Genomic DNA, 1,737 nt, shown 5'->3' with positions numbered 1-1,737 from the left:
CCCAGGTGGCTCCGCCGCCCAGGGCGGGGTTCAGGCGGATGTTGCCGCTGCCGCTCTCGATGCGGAACGCGAAGGAGGCGCGTACCAGGCGCAGTTCGCCGATCTCCCTGCTGGCGAGGATCTCGGCGGCGCGCCGCTGCTGGGGGTGGAAGCGGTACATGAACGCCTCCATGACGGTGCGGGACGCCGCTTCGGCCGCCTTCTCGATCCGGGCGCAGCCCTCCTCGTCCATCGCCATGGGTTTTTCGACCAGGACGTGCTTGCCGGCCGCCAGGGCCCGCAGGGTCAGTCGACGTGTTCGGTGTTGGGCAGCGGTATGTAGACGGCGTCGACCGCGGGGTCCGCGAGGAGGTCCGCGTAGTCCGGGTGGCCGGTGGCGCCGTGGGCGCGGCCGAGTTCCGCCGCGGCGGCGGCCCGTTCGGGGCGGCTGGCGACCGCGGTCAGCGCGCAGCCGGGCGTCGCGGCGACGGCCGGCATCAGGTGGGTGGCGATGTAGGAGGTGGCTCCGAGGACACCCCAGCGCAGGGTGCCGTCGTGCTCGTCGTGTGTCGTCATGCGTGGTTCCCTGTCATGCGTGGTCCTCCTGGATGAGCCGGGCCGCGCGTTCGGCGACCGCGGCCACGGCGGCGTGAATGTTTCCGGTGATCATGTTCGGGATGACGGAAGCGTCGGCCACCCGGAGCCCGCTCGTGCCCCGCACCCGGAGCCTGGGGTCGACGACCGCTCCGGCGTCACCGTCGACGCCGATCCGGCAGGTGCCGATCGGATGGAACTGGGTCTGCGCGTTGGCCCGCACGAACGCCTCCACCTCGCGGCGGGTGGCCGTCGCGCCGAGTGGGGCGTGGCCGGTGGTCAGGCCCGCGAGCGGATCGGTGGCGGCGATGTCACGGGCGATGCGCACGCCCTCCACCAGGACGTCCACGTCGGCGGGGTCCGTGAGATAGGCGGGGTCGATCAACGGGTGCGCGTCGGGGTCGGCGGAGGCCAGGGTGAGGCGGCCGCGGCTGAGGGGGCGGGTGACGCCCGGGCCGATGGTGAAGCCGTGTCCGAGCCGGGCCGCGTTGTTGAGGTCCTTCATCGGTGCGAACGACAGCTGCACCTCTGGCTCGGCCGCCGCGTTGTCGAGGCGGACGAAGCCGCCTGCCTCGCCGAGGTTGGAGAAGTCGGCGACGGGGTGGCCCTCGGCGGTGTCGTAGGCGAGCGACACCTGCACGTGGTCGTGGAGGTTGGCGCCGACGCCGGGCAGGTCGACCGTCACGGGGATGTCCAGCGCCGTCAGGTCGGCGGCGGGACCCATGCCGCTGAGCAGCAGCAGCTGCGGGGCGGCCACCGCCCCGGCGCACACCACGACCTCCGTCGTGCAGGCCACGGAGGTCACGGTGCCGCCGCGCCGGACCCGGACACCGGTGACGCGGCCGCCGTCCGTGACGAGGCCGAGGACCGCGGCGTCCGTCACCAGGGTGAGGTTTCGGCGTTCGAGGGCCGGCCTGAGGTGGGTGTGGGCGGTGTTGCCGCGGCGGGCCGGGGCGTCGGGGGCGTCGGCGGTGCGGTTGGTGCGGTAGAGGCCCACGCCCTCCTGCCGACGGGCGTTGAAGTCCGGGTTGCCGGGCAGGCCGTACTTCTGCGCGGCTTCGACGAACGCGGCGGCGAAGGGGTGGGGTTCGGTGTTCTCCGCCACGGGGAGGCTGCCGTACGGTGCGGCGTGGGCGGGCCCTTCCAGGCGTTCCAGGTACGGCA

At 73.7% G+C, this 1,737-nt stretch carries 1 protein-coding gene and 1 pseudogene; both read right to left on the bottom strand.

Going from position 1 to position 1,737, the window contains the following annotated elements; genetic code table 11:
- Nucleotides 1-477, bottom strand: a pseudogene (locus ACI2LP_RS34375) (Gfo/Idh/MocA family protein); the annotation flags it as partial.
- Nucleotides 478-568: 91 nt separating this feature from the next.
- A partial coding sequence (locus tag ACI2LP_RS34370) for a GMC family oxidoreductase (RefSeq protein ID WP_404728461.1) occupies nucleotides 569-1,737 on the bottom strand: 1,169 nt, incomplete at its 5' end.

The sequence above is a fragment of the Streptomyces sp. NPDC019890 genome, assembly GCF_044903445.1.
In the GTDB taxonomy this organism is placed as follows: Bacteria; Actinomycetota; Actinomycetes; order Streptomycetales; family Streptomycetaceae; genus Streptomyces.
This window is presented reverse-complemented; position numbering and strand designations above follow the sequence as displayed.